The organism is Acetobacter fabarum, from assembly GCF_029069195.1.
Lineage (GTDB): Bacteria > Pseudomonadota > Alphaproteobacteria > Acetobacterales > Acetobacteraceae > Acetobacter > Acetobacter fabarum_A.
The window spans coordinates 1-14,269 of the sequence record NZ_JARDYK010000021.1 but is presented as its reverse complement, the minus strand read 5'-3'; the positions used below and the strand labels follow the sequence as shown (position 1 = coordinate 14,269).

Genomic DNA, 14,269 nt, shown 5'->3' with positions numbered 1-14,269 from the left:
AACCATAACGCGCCATCGTTTGTGTCTCCTTATGTAAACGGGACACATTTTTGAGACGCCATTTCACCCTGTTCGTAATCCGAAAGCCTTCTGTCCCAAAAACGACGGATTGAGAGACGCAGAATCATGTAAAAGGTACATGTAGAATGGTCTCTTTGGACAAATTCGTTACTAAATATGAACAAGACGAGGAACGTAAAAAATATTTTCCAAAAGAAAGTCGTGTTATTGCTCTAGATGGACTGCGTGGCATTGCCTGCCTCATGGTTGTCTGTTCACATTTTTTTTGCGACACATTTGGGAAGACATCCTTCCTGATGAACAATATTTTTATTAATTTTATTTTTGACGGAAGGCTCGCTGTCGCAGTCTTTTTCATCATCTCAGGAGACGCCCTAAGCTCCAGTTTCCTAATAAAAAAAGACCTACTTTCTATTCTGAGACCATCCATAAAACGATATCCACGACTGGTTATCCCAACGCTCATATCAACAGTTTTTATCTTCTGCCTCATACGGTTTCATTTTGTATATGAAATTCCATCTCAAGGTATTCTGAATGACAGATGGCTTTTTCACTGGATTAATGAGGACATGAGCCTGATTGATGTTCTTCGATTTTCTTTTCTAGACGTGTTTCTCGAAGGAAAATCTCACTACTTCAATCCTTTTCTATGGACAATGCATTACGAAGCCATTGGATCTATTTTTATTTTTCTAATGCTATACACAATAAACTTTAATAGGAAAATTTTACCTATTCTGTTTGTCCTAACCCTTTTTCTTTTCCACGATGGGAAATCTGTTATTTTTCTATTATGCTTTCTATTCGGATATTTACTGGCATCACTGCGTATAAATGGTAAAATTTACTTTTTTGAGAAAACATGCATTGCAAATATTTTTTCAATATCTGTACTTCCATTCCTTTTTCTACTAAGCTTTCTATTTCCTAAAGAATATTTTCATGTTGGATTTTCTCTTATCAAAGCCCCACTTTTTACCATCGCTCTCCTATGGAACCATAGAGGGAAACAATTTCTAGAATCAAGATTCATACAATTCCTAGGAAAAATATCTTTTCCACTCTTTCTATTCCAATACTCTGCACTCATTTCTATTACAAGTTACCTTATAGTTACTTACTACTCCATTCATCACAGCGTAGAAATTTCATTTATTATTGCAACATCAGGTGTTTTGTTTAGCATTATACTGGCAATTATGACTTCCCCCATGGAATATATCACAAAAAATATTTGTGACTTTATTTACAGAAAATCTATTTCTTTAATAAAAATACCATTATGATAAAATAGAAATCTATTACTTATATTCTCTCAAAAAATATATTCCAGTTTATATTGAATGATCATGATATAGACAAGTATATCTATGAGAGAATTCCTCAACCATTCTGTCTAAAAACCTTCTCCAGTATTTTGCAACCCATATGTGAACATAAATCTAATTAGCTCGACTCTAATAGCCATCTGTCAAATACTGATAACACGATGAATCGTTGACTTGCTGACCTTGAATAAAAGAGCAACTGCTCGCAAAGACATTCCTTCATCAAGCAGACGCCGCACATGTGTTTTCTGACGTTCTGTCAGAGAACAGGGACGTCCCAGTTTTCTCCCGGCAGCTCTTACCGCGTCCAGTCCAGCACGTGTCCGCTCCTTGATCAGCTCACGTTCAAATTCCGCTATAGCCATCAGGATCGTCAAAAACATTCTTCCATTGGCCGTCCCAGTTTCCGCTCCAACGTTGAGAATACGTACACGGATACCTTGCTCATCCAACTCGCGCAGGAGAGCCAATACGTCCATCGTATCACGCCCCAATCTATCAAGACGGGCGACAACAAGACTATCTCCCTGCCCCAGACGCCTCAGTAAGGTGGACAGTTCAGGTCGAGCACGCGCGGGCACGGCTCCTGACACGACTTCAGTAATGATCGTTTCTATACCCTCACGCTGTAACGCAAGAATCTGAGGCTCATTGACCTGAGCCTCTGTTGAGACCCTCGCATATCCATACCGCGCCACGCCCATTCCCCCTCAGCATCCCATCTGACATTCGGTCGACGCAGAATGTCACTCTCCAGAACACCTCCTTTATCGGGCCAAAACGCAATTGTAAACATATTTGGTTCCATATTGCTTTATTTATGTATATCTATAGCCGATTTTTCGGTATCAGATACCCATGTCCATTTGACAACCAACATGAAAACTGCAATTTTAGCGCAACATGGAAGTGCAGACGCAAACACGTCCCACAACCGACAAGGATGATCGAAATGTCCATTCTGCTGGCTTCACAATGCAGAGCCGCGCGCGCCATGCTTGGACTCTCCCAAAAGGAGCTTGCTCAAAAAGCCGAGGTCGGCTCCAGAACGCTAGCTGATTTTGAAACGGGAACACGATCACCACACCCTCGTACCCTGAAGGCGATCCGCGAAACTCTTTGCTCGCTCGGGATTATTTTTCTGGACGCTGAAGGTAGCCTTGGTCCTGGCCTGCGCCTAGATTGCGAAAAGTCATTCACAACCTTTTTTCCACCAGGCATGGAACTGGAAACACTCTTCACCGCAGAAGAGTAAAATATTATCTACGCGACCGAACTGAACTTATTGAGCGACATGACTATGTTGTTTGAGCCAAAGTGCGAAGGCCTCTTCAGTCATCGCCCCGGACGCTAAAGCGACAACCGTTTCAACAACCTCGGACGCGGAAACATGAACACGGAAACCATTCACGCGTAAAAAGAGAACGCAGCAACTCCATGCTGTCCTCTTGTTGGCGTCATTAAAAGGATGGTTGCGAGCAATACCATACGCATAAGCTGCGGCCAGCGTCGTCACGTCGGGAAAATCTCCCTCGGCATAGTGCCAACGGTTTTCTGCGCGCACCAAAGCGCTCAGCAATAAGTGCTCACTTTTAAGACCGTGCGTGCCACCATATTCCCGCAAAGCTTGATCATGCATGAAGAGAACGACATCAGGCTCAAGGAACTCGGGAACCATCAACGTTTTGCCAGTTCCTGAAGAACATCAGCCTGTTCGCGCAATGTGTCCCGCGCCATCTGCATCTGGCGCTCCAGCTTGAGATTGCGTTTGACGAGTTTGATTCCGTCCGCCATTTCTACCAACGTCAATTCTTGGCCGACTTCCAAACCAAGACGAATACGGGTCTCAGCGGGAAGAGTGATGCCGACGGAATTCCCCTGTTTGCGAACAACCACTGTTTCCATGACATACCTCCGTATTACATATTGTCATACTATGGTGTGCCTCCTGCCAATAGCAAGAACAATCCGCTAGCCTACCATCCTCTTCCATCGCTATCGGGAAATCATATCATCATCGTCAAATCTTCGAAGTGCATAACCCAATGATCAGGTGCAGGTTTTACGTGAAAATACAGTTGATTCCGCTTTGAACAGACAGAGTCTTCAAGCATCAGCACCGATAAAATCCACGTCTTTTAATGCGTAGCGCACGCCTCAAATTTACAACTATCAAAGGCAAATGCCCCATTGCGCTCCTCAGCATCCTGACACAAAGCAGAAGAGTCCTGTTCTCAACAGAGTATTACTTTTATACTCCAGCCTTATCGTGTTGGTCATTCATAAGACGCGCTTCATTCAAAGCTACAGCAAAGCGTGCACGGGTCGCCTGTCCCATACGGCTCATACCACATGCATCGCGCATCCGGGCAATGGCATCGTCATCCGGACAGTCAATTGCAATAGCTCGACAAGCAAGATCTACGAGTGCTTGAAGAGGTAATGTCGCCGGGTCCAAAGGCTTTTCAACAGGTAAGGATGTCAAAGGTAACCGTGGGACGACAGGCTGTTGATCCGACCAAAGGAAAGTCCCAATTGCTTCCTCCGTACGAGCAGTAGCAGCGGGAATCGCGCGCTGAAGTCGTTCGCGGACTTCTCGAACTGCACGGTTAAAACCATGTGCTCGTGATAACGTCTGAATAAGAATGTCTTCACGGATAACTGTTGCCTGATCGATTGCACGAACAATCAGCTTGGTCAGTGTCGGCAGATAGTCGTCCTGAGCGAACCGAGATGGAGCGATCTCAATGTTTAAATCATCTTCACCATGAGCAGAGATGTCTTCCGGCGCTTTGGCATAACGAGACTCAGAAATATTTTCTTGATCCTGCATAGGCTCGAACGTTGGCTCTTCAATACGCCTTTCAGTATGCGCAATTGCGCCAGCCTCATCAGCAGCACCTTCGCAATCCATTGCAATAGAGGTAGCGTTAAGCGCTTCCTCAGCTGCCACCTTGTCGCGCTCAACTTGTTCAGCACGGGTCTGACGCACATCTTCGAGAAAACTGTTTAAAGCACGGTCAATCCGCTCAACTTCGCGAGGAGCATTGGTCCACCAATCAGTGGACCAAATACGTAGGATGTTCCATCCGAGATTTTCAAGCACGGCCTGCCGCAATCGGTCACGATCGCGAGCCGTTGCGCTGCGGTGATAAGTTGCTCCATCACATTCCACGCCAGCAAGAAACGTACTGGGCAAATCAGGATCTACAACACCAAGATCCACTCGAAAACCAGACACACCCACCTGGGTTGTTACTTCCCAACCTTTTGCCTGAAGCATTCCCGCAACTTCGACTTCGAAAACACTGTCATATCCTCCGACGGAACCTTCGTGTGCGCCTGCAAGCGCCATCGTCCCCCGCTCTGCGAACAAGAGAAAACGGCGCAGATCTCGGACGCCCGCTGCACGCGTCCGCTCGATTGCAATCTGATCGCCCCGTAATGATCCGAAGACAATTAACTGTTCGCGAGCGCGTGTGATTGCGACATTGAGGCGGCGCTCCCCTCCTTCTCGGTTCAGCGGCCCAAAATTCATTGAGATCTTACCTGTAATATCCGGACCATAGGTGAGCGAAAAAAGCATCACATCACGTTCTTCACCCTGCACATTTTCCAGATTTTTTACGAGAACCGGCTCATTCGCCTGTTCTCCCGTAAATCTTTCAAGCGCTGGATCTCTTCGGACTTCCGCATCCAACAAATCAACAATAAGCTTTTGCTGTTCCCCATTAAAGGTAACAATGCCGACCGAACGATCGGTAGCATCACGCATAATCCGAACCGCTTCCGCAACCACCATCCGAGCTTCTGTTGGATTAGTATGTGAACCATTCCTACCTGGTTCATAAATACCTTTCGGAACAAAGCGAAAAGAAACAGCTTGATCCGCCGTAACTGGCGAAGGAAAGGTAACCAGATCACCACCATAATAGGCCTGATTGGAAAAGGCGATCAGGCTTTCATGACGACTGCGATAATGCCATTCCAAACTAATGGCCGGAATACCTGCGCCTAAACATTCGTCAAGGATCGAATCAAGGTCCGTCATCTCATCAGATGTATCGGCATCAGCGGTCGCTCTGCCTGCCGTGAAAAAATCAGTCGGAGGCAACTGCTTGGGATCGCCAACCACAATGACTTGTTTGCCACGACCAATAGCACCAATCGCATCCCATGTTGCAATCTGGGATGCTTCATCAAAGATCACAAGATCGAACGGCGCAGCATCAGCGGGCAGGTATTGTGCGACCGACAATGGACTCATCATCAGGCACGGTGTCAGGGTTCGAAGTGCTTCCGGCATCTTTTCCGCCAACTGACGGACCGGCAGATGGCGCGTTTTTTTGGCGATTTCCCGAGTAAGAACCTTGTATTCTGGATCATGTTGTCGCGCGGCTTCTCCTGGAATACGCCCGGCAAGACGCGCGCGGATCAGGCGAACGGCCAAAGTTTTCAGCTTTTCATCAAGTTCACAGAACCGAAGAATACGTCCTTCATGTGTCGCTGCGACGAAACCACTCAGCAAAGCAGAATCACTGACCGCATGCATCGTCCACCAACGCGCATAATTCGCTTCAAAAACGATCAGCACATCGTTCTGCGCAACTAAACCATGCTCCATAGCTTCGACCATAGGTTTTAGGCCTAGCTGTGCAGCCTTATGGCAGGCACGACGCCAAGAGCACCAATCCCGCAACTCACGCGCAGCATTTTTCCACTCACGCAGTTTATCTATAGTACAATTAAGCCAGTTGGCATTTGCGGGGTCGACCAACATAACTACATTGCTGGCACTACAGGCCCCCAGTGTTTTCATGGCGACTTCGAGCGCAGAAAAAGCTGCCAGATAGCGGGTCAGAACAACGTGGACGGCTCCACCAGGAGCCAACAGATCCTGTCCTTCATTCAGAAGGGTTCTGAGATTGGCACGCGCAGTAAGTAACTCAGCAGTATCGGTCGCGCACCCTGCTAGACAGGTACGCGTTTCCTGCCCCCAATCAAATGTGGTATTAATTTTATTAAAATCAGTATCCAAACCACGCCACATTGCTCCGATACTTGCTTTATGTGGAGCATTAGCGAGTTTTTCAAAAATCGTTTTACATTCAACGAGCGCCTCCAAGTCACTTTCACAATCTTCAGGTAAAGTGATAGCATGAGGCTCTAGCCGTTTACGGATTGCTTTTTGCCCCATAGAACGGGCTAAGAGCCACTTGTCTTTAGCGACCTGCCACTCTGCTAGCATTTCAGTTAAAGGCAGGCCATGAATACTGTCTTTCCAACGGATATCTAAATCCGTAGCCAAAGTGCTATGACGCGCAACCGCTGCCTGCTCCAACAACACGGCATCGCGCATGTCTTGCGCAGTTTCAGCAAAAGCCCAGGCGGCCATATGAGGTGACAGCAACTGCTGGCAAAGCGCGTTAATTTGCTCAAGGCGAAGAAAAGAGAGATTATTCGCTGGCAAAGCAAGAGCTTTGAGAACATCCTGTGCTGCATCTTGAAATGTATCGAATGCACTAAGTGCCTCATTGACAGCACCAAGTAGCTTGGCTTCCCACAATGGCGACCAGTCTGTTTGCTCAAGACCTGCCAGTCTGGGTGAGATGACAACGTCTCCAATACGCGCATAAAGCGTTGCCAAATCTTCAACAGACTGAAGGAGTGCATCATAGTCGGCTTTTGAATGGACATCGGCGTTTGCCCATTCAAGCGGAATACGTACGATAGAGGATTCCTGAGCGCGAAGAGTGACACCAATACCGCGATAGGGTGTCCAACCATTTCGACGAGGCGTATGTAAATCACGTACGTAGGTATTTAGTTCGGCACGAAGAGTATCCAGTGAGTACTTGGTCCGTGTATATTCCTCGGGTTGAAAATCCTCCAGCGCAGCTTGTGCTGTCTGAAACTGTTGTAGAACAGCCATTTTATTGGCTTTGGGTGAAAACAGGTCCAAACAGAATTCTGCGATACCCAACTTGGCAAGCCGCGCACGGACGACCTCCAGTGCAGTGCGTTTTTCAGCTACAAACAATACCGTACGGCCTTGAGCCAAGGTATTAGCAATGATGTTGCCGATTGTTTGGCTTTTGCCGGTACCAGGTGGACCAATTAGGACGAAGTTTTCACCAGCCGCAGCACGAGCGATAGCCTTGAGCTGAGAAGAATCTGCTTCCATCGGACAAACGAGATCGGCTTTGGCAAGTAAATCATCAAGATCGCCAGAGCAATCAAAGCCTGTCGGCAGGTGCGGATTGATTTGTTCGCTCTCTTTAACTCCATTCAACAAACGACTGGCTACATCGTTTGTGGCAAGATGATCTTTGCGCTCCAGAAGATCCTTCCACATCAGGAATTTTGCAAAACTCAATGTGGTCAGACTAACATGCTCCCGCACCTCCCATCCTGGAATATGACGAAGATGCAGCCGAAATGCCTCGATAATTTTCGGCACATCAAGACCGGACTCATCTTCTGGAAGCGCCTCACCTTCTAGAAGTGGAATACGAATGTCATATTCAGCGCGGAGCATTTCCAACAGCGTTGTATTGATCCGGGTTTCGTCACTATGCGCACGCAGCATAAACGGCGACTTGATGCTAGTCCGCTCCAAAATCACAGGAACAAGGATAAGGGGTGCAAGATAAGGTTTTGACTTATCCTGAGGTGTCCAGGCCAGAGCACCAATCGTCAGAAAAAGTACATTTGTGCCACCTTCCTGCTCTGAACTTCTCGCTTGACGATAAATCTCGGTCAGCGCGGTTTGAAGCTTATCCTCTTTCCACTGCACGACAATTTCACGTCGTGTAAGAGCCTCCTGAGCATAAGCTCTTGAGGCATCCTCATGATGCCGCCCTTGATGAAGAGCTTTATTTCTTGGATCATCGTCATCCATGAGGCCTGGCGCAGAAACGAAACGAAGCGGTTTAGCATTCCCGCCAGAACGCATGTCAGCAACCATGTCTTCGAGAGCTGCAGGATCTGGGCAATCGAGTTCAATCAGTTGCCGATCTGATTTCGGCAAATTCAATAGCCGGTTGCGTGCAGACATATCGAGCAAACGATTACACCAACGCTGCACACGGTCAGCAGGACGCTCTGGCAGGCGCTCTTCTTCCTGCTCTTCACGCAATACAGGAGCAGCTTCGAATATTGGCTGTCCAGCTAAATCGGAAGAAGCCTCATCCGTTGTATCATTTGATAAAACTGTAGAAGTGGATAGCGGACGAATACGACGCAGGCGTGCTCGGTGAATATCAATGATTTCGCGGAACGTATCCTGATCTTCGTCATCAATCTCACTCAGATGCGCCTCACCACGTTCACATGCAACAGTGAAGCCCGGTTTGGATAAGGCTGTCACCAGTGTCGTTTCAAAAACACGCAGATCATCAAGCTTCAAACGATTACGGATACCTGGCAAATCCTGAACGACCGATGCGCCCGCATCCTGCTGTGCGAGCCACAGACCAGCGAAAGCATGTCCTCGCGTCAGAACAATCAGGGGCCGAAGGCCAATGGCTTCCAAGCATGCTGCGAACAGAACTGTCGTGTCGAGGCACGTCGCCAGTCGTTCTTCCACAACCTGCGTCGGAAGGCGGATACGCTGGCCGTTTTCAACAAAAGACGCAGGTGGATTGATATAGGTAATATCAAGGGCGCATATGGCACACCACAGAGCTTGTGCCTGCGCCCACACCCGCGCCTTGTCGCCCTGATAACCTTCCAAGGATGGTGATTGTCCGGCTTGACGTAAAATATCGGATGCATTGCGTAAAATACGGGCTACTGCCGGATCATTAGGAAGAACGAAAGCCGCCAGAATATCGGGTATGCCCGACAATCCGCCCCATTCGTTGCGGGCGAGCATCCGAATATCATGTGCCGTTCTGGCAAGCTCAACTTCTCCAGCCCGCGCCACAACAGTTACGGTCGATTTTGACGCTTCACTCTGGGCAGAAAGCAATGCCCCGTCCAACGTCAGGTCACGGTCTTTTAGAACCCGAAGTTTCCCAGCGCCAATTTGTTGAAGAAACCATGAACGAGGGGTAAGAAATGGGGGCTCGCTGGTAATACTGATTTCGACAAGTTGATATGGATTTGTACTTTTGTTATCGAATGCCAGTTCTTCAAGGAGTGGTACACTATTCTCCCACAGACTTGCATTCACAGAGCCCTGCAACGCGATTTGAAGTTCAGGTTTGTTTTCAGTCAACGTGACGCCATCTTCTGTTTCAATCGGTTCATGCTCTGTATTCACTGAAAACTCCATCATGCCCGGCATATTCATGTATCCGCGTACCATGAGGGCAATCGGGACATGAAAAAACATCCATAATTCACTACAAAGAACTGTCAGGCATTAAGGCCAGCTTTTCAAGTCGCTTTCAGCCCCAAAAACACGCTCGACTGGAATGCTTGCTATGCTCCTTAAAGACAGTTGACGACTTTATTGCTTACCTGCACGAAGATCGGCACTGTGTTAACGTAGCATGACTTCACACATCACAAAGTTATAAAGACAAAGGTTTTGCTACAAGACGTTCAGCGATATAGTGAAATATCTTAATCCTGAAGGCCTCTGTTTATGTCTACTTTTTCTACCCTCCTTGACACCCTTCGCCATATGGCCGTCACCGAGAGCGAAAAAGGGACGTATTTTGAGGAACTGGTCGTCTGCTATTTGCGGACAGAACCCAGCTATGTCGATCTCTATGACAAGGTCTGGCCCTACAAGGAATGGGCCAAGGAAGAGGGACACCCTGTCAAGGATACAGGTATCGACCTTGTGGCCAGAGAACGGGGAACAGGCCATCTTCATGCCATCCAATGCAAGTTCTACGCACCAGACCACAAGATAACCAAGAAGGATATCGACACCTTCTTCTCAGCGTCCGGCAAAAGCTGGTTCTCCCATCGCGTCATTGTGGCAACCACGAACCACTGGAACAGCAACGCCGAAGACACACTGGCCAACCAGCACCCGCCAGTCAGCAAGATTGACCTGCTCGACCTTGAAACCAGCGTCATTGACTGGTCACAGTATCAGCCGAAACAGAAGCCTGTCCTACGGGAGAAAAAAAAGCCCCGCGCGCATCAGGAAACAGCCATCGGGAACGTGCTGGCTGGTTTCAAAAAGCATCAGCGTGGTCGCCTCATCATGGCGTGTGGCACAGGCAAGACCTTCACCAGTCTGAAACTAGCAGAAGAACTGGTTGGCGCTGGTGGCCGCGTCCTGTTTCTGGTTCCCAGCCTGTCCCTGCTCTCCCAATCCCTCACGGAATGGACCCAGGAAAGTCAGGTTCCCCTGCATAGCTTCGCTGTCTGCTCAGACAGTGATGTGGGAAAAAAGAAGGCGTCCAACGACGACGAAATCAAGGTCAAGGTTCACGAACTTCGGTACCCTGCGACCACAAACCCCGAGCGACTGGCGACCGAATATCAGAAACGTCATGACGCCACCCATATGACGGTAGTGTTCTCTACCTATCATTCCATTGATGTCATCAGTCAGGCTCAGAAAAACTATGACTTTCCTGAATTCGATCTGATTGTTTGCGATGAAGCGCACCGCACGACAGGTGTGACTTTTGGTGGAGAAGAGAACGACAGCGCCTTTGTGAAGGTCCACAATCAGGATTATCTGTACGGCCAGCGTCGTCTCTACATGACCGCCACCCCCCGCATTTATGGCGATGTGGCTCAGGAGAAAGCCGAAAAGGAGGGAGCCATCGTCTATGGCATGAACAATGCCAGGATTTTTGGTCCCGAGTTCCATGTCATCACCTTCTCCGAAGCGGTCAGACGCAAACTGCTGGTGGATTATAAGGTCATTGTGCTGGCTGTAGATGAAGGAACCGTCAGTGCAAGGCTCCAGAAGCTTCTGGATGATCCGGACAATGGCCTGAAGGTCGATGATGCCTCAAAGATTGTCGGATGCTGGAAGGCACTCGCCAAGATTGGTTTATCACAAGACGGTGTCGAAGACCCTGACCCCATGAAACGGGCAGTGGCGTTCTGTCAGGTTATCGCTCCTGACTATAAGGGACGTGCTCACAAGGTCAGCTCCATCCAGATTGCGGATATGTTCCAGAAGGTTGTTGAAGAATATCAACAACAGGATGATATCGAACCGGAAGCACGCCTGATCTGCGAGGCTGAACACGTCGATGGCGGGATGAATGCCAGCGAGAAAGAAGGCAAGCTTTCCTGGCTGAAGGAGGAAACGCCGGACAAAACCTGCAGGGTGCTGTCCAATGTCCGCTGTCTTTCTGAAGGTGTGGATGTTCCGGCTCTGGATGCCGTCCTGTTCCTGACCCCGAGAAATTCACAGGTCGATGTGGTGCAGTCCGTGGGGCGTGTCATGCGGAATGCTCCGGGCAAGAAACGGGGTTATGTGGTTCTGCCTGTGGTCATTCCTGCGGGAACACCTCCTGAGCAGGCACTGGACAATAATCTGGCTTACAAAGTCGTGTGGCAGGTTCTTCAGGCTTTACGGTCCCACGATGACCGCTTTGACAGCATGGTCAACAAGATGGACCTTCAGGCAAAGCCCGACACATCACGTATGGAAGTCGTCGCCGTCACCCAGAAGATTACCCAGAAGACGATGGCTCTGACGACTGGAATAGCTCAGAAAGCGCATTCGTCATACTCCCTTGGTAAGAAAGCTTCTCGACCAAGCGATGAGCAGTTCAAGATGGAGTTTCAGGTTGGCGAAATCGAACGGGCCATCTATGCAAAGATTGTCAAGAAAGTTGGCAATCGCCACCACTGGGAAGACTGGGCTGGGAATATTGCCAAGATTGCCCAGACACACATCACCCGCATCACTACCATTCTTGAGAACTCTGAGAATGTTGATGCCCGTAATGCTTTTGACCAGTTTGCGGGAGACCTGCGTTCAGAACTGAACGACAGCATTACCGATGAGGAAATCATCGAGATGCTGGCACAGCATCTGATTACCCGTCCGGTGTTTGAAGCTCTGTTCTCTGGCCACAGTTTTGTCTCCGACAACCCAATGTCGAAGGCCATGCAGTCCGTGCTGAATGCTCTGGACAGATACAGCCTGCACAAAGAAGCAGACACGCTGGAAGCGTTCTATGCCAATGTGCGAGAACGTGCTTCCGGCATTGATACAGCCTATGGTCGTCAGAAGGTCATCAAGGAACTATATGACGGTTTTTTCCAGACGGCCTTTCCAAAACTCAAGGAGCGACTTGGCATCGTCTATACCCCTCTTGAAGTGGTAGACTTCATCATCCGCTCCATCAACGATGTCCTGCAAAATGAATTTGGCCAGACACTGGGAAGCAAAGGCGTCCACATCATGGACCCCTTTACAGGGACCGGGACATTCATCACCCGCCTATTGCAGAGTGGTCTGATCACAAAGGAACAGCTTCTGCACAAATACCGGCAGGAACTGCACGCCAATGAAATCGTCCTGCTGGCTTACTACATCGCTTCCATCAACATCGAAGCCACATTCTCGGACCTGATGGACGGAGCCTATGAGCCGTTTGAGGGCATCTGTCTAACCGACACCTTCCGCCTCAGTGAACCGCATGATCTGATCGGGTCCACGCTGGAAGACAATAACAAGCGGATCAGAAAACAGAAAAAGCTTGATATCCGGGTCATTATGGGAAACCCGCCCTATTCGGTTGGACAGGAAAGCGGGAACGACAACAATCAGAACGTGTCCTATCCTGCCCTTGATGAACGGATTGCCAGAACCTATGCGGAACGTTCAACGGCAACGAACAAACGTGCTCTGTACGACAGCTACATCCGGGCCATTCGCTGGGCGTCTGACAGAGTAGGAAACTGCGGTGTCATTGGCTTTGTGACCAATGCGGGATTTCTGGACGCCAACACCGCTAATGGTCTGCGTCAGTGCCTTGTAGAAGAATTCTCATCCATTCATGTGTTCCATCTGCGAGGAAATCAACGGACTTCAGGAGAAACATCCCGCAAGGAAGGTGGCAAGATTTTTGATGCAGGAAGCCGTGCTCCGATTGCCATTTCCATCATGGTCAAGAACCCGGCAGCAAAGGAACAGGGACGTATCCTGTTCCATGACATCGGAGATTATCTGACCCGTGAGCAGAAGCTGAAACGCATTGGAGAACTGGCCAGCGTCAACGGTTTGACTGACGAAGGACTGTGGCAGACCGTCGCCCCAGATGAGCACGGAGACTGGCTCAGGCAGAGAGATGACAACTTCGGGAAGTTCATTGCTATAGGAAGCAAGGACAAAGATGCTGGGACGGTTCTATTTTCTACATATTCAGCGGGAGTCAAAACCCAGCGGGACGCATGGTGCTGGAATGCTGGAAAAAAAGCTCTGGCAAACAACATGCAAACCACCATTTCGGCCTATAATCAGGAACTGATGCGATTTAATGAAGCGTTCCCGGTCTTGAACAGGCAGACACGAGACAAAGAGGTCGATAAGTTTATTGATACCAACCCAACAAAAATTAGTTGGACCCGCGCTCTAAAGCAGGATTTAGTCAAAGGAAAAGACCTTCTTTATTCCTCTGATTGTCTTGTGAAGGGTGTTTACAGACCATTCACGTTCCAATGGCTCTATTTCAACAGGCGCATGAACGAAATGGTCTACCAGATGCCTCGGCTGTTTCCTGATGCGAAAGCAGATAATAGAATAATTATGATCAAGCAACGCCAGCCTGATGACAGTCAATTCGTACTGATGAGTAAGCACGTACCAGACCTGCAAAGCGATGGAGGAGCGCAATGCTTTTCTGAATATCTATACGAAGAGATCAGGACAGGACAGGACAGGACAGGACAGGACAGGACAGGACAGGACAGGACAGGACAGGACAGGACAGGACAGGACAGGACAGGACAGGACAGGACAGGACAGGACAGGACAGGAC

The 14,269-nt window shown here is 48.7% G+C and carries 7 protein-coding genes; 3 read left to right on the top strand and 4 right to left on the bottom strand.

Going from position 1 to position 14,269, the window contains the following annotated elements:
• Positions 1 to 146: 146 nt before the first annotated feature.
• Complete coding sequence (locus PY793_RS13750; RefSeq protein ID WP_275178558.1) at positions 147 to 1,310, top strand: acyltransferase family protein; 1,164 nt, start codon at positions 147 to 149, stop codon at positions 1,308 to 1,310.
• A gap of 185 nt (positions 1,311 to 1,495) precedes the next feature.
• On the opposite strand, the gene PY793_RS13745 is transcribed toward PY793_RS13750, so the two are convergent.
• Positions 1,496 to 2,056: a recombinase family protein gene (locus PY793_RS13745; protein WP_275178557.1), complete on the bottom strand. Its 561-nt coding sequence runs from the start codon at positions 2,054 to 2,056 to the stop codon at positions 1,496 to 1,498.
• 248 nt (positions 2,057 to 2,304) lie between these two features.
• On the opposite strand from PY793_RS13745, the gene PY793_RS13740 reads away from it, so the two are divergent.
• Entirely contained in the window at positions 2,305 to 2,607 is a 303-nt protein-coding gene (locus PY793_RS13740; RefSeq protein WP_253531425.1) for a helix-turn-helix transcriptional regulator, read from the top strand.
• Positions 2,608 to 2,634: 27 nt separating this feature from the next.
• Here the strand turns inward: PY793_RS13740 and PY793_RS13735 are convergent, their stop codons facing one another.
• From PY793_RS13735 to PY793_RS13725, 3 genes are all read right to left on the bottom strand, one after another.
• Positions 2,635 to 3,030 carry a type II toxin-antitoxin system death-on-curing family toxin gene (locus tag PY793_RS13735; RefSeq protein WP_275178559.1) on the bottom strand — a complete coding sequence of 132 codons (396 nt, stop codon included), beginning with the start codon at positions 3,028 to 3,030 and terminating at the stop codon, positions 2,635 to 2,637.
• Positions 3,030 to 3,257, bottom strand: coding sequence for an AbrB/MazE/SpoVT family DNA-binding domain-containing protein (locus PY793_RS13730; protein ID WP_275178556.1), 228 nt, complete (start codon positions 3,255 to 3,257; stop codon positions 3,030 to 3,032). Before PY793_RS13730 ends, PY793_RS13735 begins: the two co-directional genes overlap by 1 nt.
• 346 nt (positions 3,258 to 3,603) lie before the next feature.
• A complete protein-coding gene (locus tag PY793_RS13725) occupies positions 3,604 to 9,648 on the bottom strand; it encodes a DUF4011 domain-containing protein (protein WP_275178555.1) in 6,045 nt (2,014 codons plus the stop codon).
• A 297-nt stretch (positions 9,649 to 9,945) separates the two neighbouring features.
• Between PY793_RS13725 and PY793_RS13720 the strand changes: the two genes are divergently transcribed.
• Positions 9,946 to 14,269 (top strand): restriction endonuclease (locus tag PY793_RS13720; protein WP_275178554.1); only part of this gene is annotated, 4,324 nt, incomplete at its 3' end.